Source organism: Faecalicoccus sp., assembly GCF_036552745.1.
In the GTDB taxonomy this organism is placed as follows: Bacteria; Bacillota_I; Bacilli_A; order Erysipelotrichales; family Erysipelotrichaceae; genus Faecalicoccus.
Window position 1 is genome coordinate 1 of record NZ_JAXKBY010000057.1, and the last position, 2,016, is coordinate 2,016.

At 39.2% G+C, this 2,016-nt stretch carries 1 protein-coding gene; it reads left to right on the forward strand.

All coding sequences use genetic code 11. The features are described 5' to 3' along the window. Window positions 1-116: 116 nt before the first annotated feature. Window positions 117-1,901: a class I mannose-6-phosphate isomerase gene (locus U0M88_RS02865; protein ID WP_331868843.1), complete on the forward strand. Its 1,785-nt coding sequence runs from the start codon at window positions 117-119 to the stop codon at window positions 1,899-1,901. Window positions 1,902-2,016 lie beyond the last annotated feature (115 nt).

A 2,016-nucleotide genomic window follows, 5' to 3' on the forward strand; every position in this document is an offset into this window, starting at 1 on the left:
GAAAAAAATACAAATCCACATTCACATATTCAATTTTACAAATTACCAAAACCGTCTTCAACCACGGTTATAAAAGGTTGAAAGAAAGGAGAAGTATATTGTAGATGACCAGTTAGATGAGTCAATTACAATATACCAGAATAATTAAGATGAGCTATTTAAATTTTGAATCAAAATATGACAAGTTTCCAAAAACGAAAATAAAAAATCATAAGGCCATTCGCGGCTACGATGCGATCTATGAGGAATTGTCTTCCAAGATCAAAGAGAATGATACATTGGTATTTGATTATTACCCAGGTGTTGATGAAGAAGAAGTGATGCAGCTGATTCATCGTTTTGATGCTTCTTGTTTGATTGCCAGCTATGATTTATTTAAGGAAGAAGCCGTCATTACAGAACAGATGAAATACCATCTAACAGAGGATCGTGTGTTCGGAAAGATGTATTACGGCGATTTTATAGATTTTATCGATGAAGATAAATTGAAGGAAGCTCAGGAAAAGGTGCAACAAGCCAACGGTTTGACCATCGTATATGGTGTAGGGGCCTCTTTAGTGACGACTGGTGATATTCTGGTGTATTTTGATATGGCTAGATGGGAAATTCAGCTGCGTTATCGAAAAGGGATGACCAATTATAAAACCAACAATCCGGATGAAGATATTTTACGTAAGTATAAAAGAGCTTATTTTATTGAATGGCGTATTGCGGATAAACATAAGGCAAGACTTTTTGAAAAATTCGATTATGTCATAGATACGAATAAACAGAATGATCCAAAGATGATTACCGGACAAGCATTCTGTGACAGTCTGGCACAATTGGCTACGAGACCGTTTAGAACCGTTCCTTATTTTGATCCAGGTGTATGGGGCGGACAATGGATGAAAGAAGTTTGTCATCTGGATAAGAAACAAAAGAATTTCGCATGGAGTTTTGATGGTGTACCGGAAGAAAACAGCATTCTTTTTGATTATGATGGTGTTGTCGTAGAACTGCCGTGTATGGATTTGGTGTTGTATCAGCCAAAGGCACTGTTAGGGGAACAAATTTATGCTCGGTTTGGGGCAGAATTCCCAATTCGTTTTGACTTTTTGGATACGATGGGTGGTCAAAATCTTTCTTTACAGGTACATCCGGTCACAGAATATATCAAAAAGAATTTTGGAATGACTTATACACAGGATGAAAGCTACTATATCTTAGATGCCGGTGAAGGCGCCTGCGTTTATCTGGGGTTAAAAGAAAACATCGATAAAGAACAGATGAAAGAACAGATGATCGAAGATCTGCGTAAAGCGCAAAAGGGAGAAATCGTATTTGATGCCGAAAAATACATCAACAAATTTCCGGCAAAAAAACATGATCATTTCTTAATTCCGGCCGGTACTTGTCATTGTTCCGGAAACAATGCGATGGTCCTGGAAATCAGTGCTACACCTTATATCTTTACTTTCAAGCTTTGGGATTGGGAGCGTTTAGGATTGGATGGAAAACCACGTCCGGTTCATGTAGAGCATGGTAAAGAAGTTATTCAATGGTATCGTACAACTCCTTGGGTCAAAGAGAATCTGGTCAATGCGGTTTATGAAGTCAAAGAAGAAGCAAACGATTGTAAGGTGGAGCATACCGGCCTTCATGCCCTGGAATTTATTGAAACCAGACGTTATACAACGGATCATATTACAAATCATGATACACAGGGAACAGTTCATGTGTTAAACTTAATTGATGGCAAAGAGGCAATCGTGGAAAGTCCGGATCATGCCTTTGAACCATTTGTCGTGCATTATGCCGAAACCTTCATCATTCCGGCTCAGGTAGGAGCCTACACGATTCGACCTTATGGCGAAAGTGAGAATGAGGAAATTAAATTGATCAAAGCCTACGTACGTTAGGAGGAATCTTATGGTGCGCCAGTTCGGTGCAGTTGATATAGTTGGGTGAAACTCCCAACCTGGTAACTCTTGGAGCAAAGAGGCCAGTATCCAGTCCTTGGGCATTGTATCGTGA

What these genes read in the sequence shown, in the direction of transcription:
- U0M88_RS02865 (WP_331868843.1), top strand. Translation starts at nt 117, where the DNA reads ATGAGTCAATTACAATATACCAGAATAATTAAGATGAGCTATTTAAAT.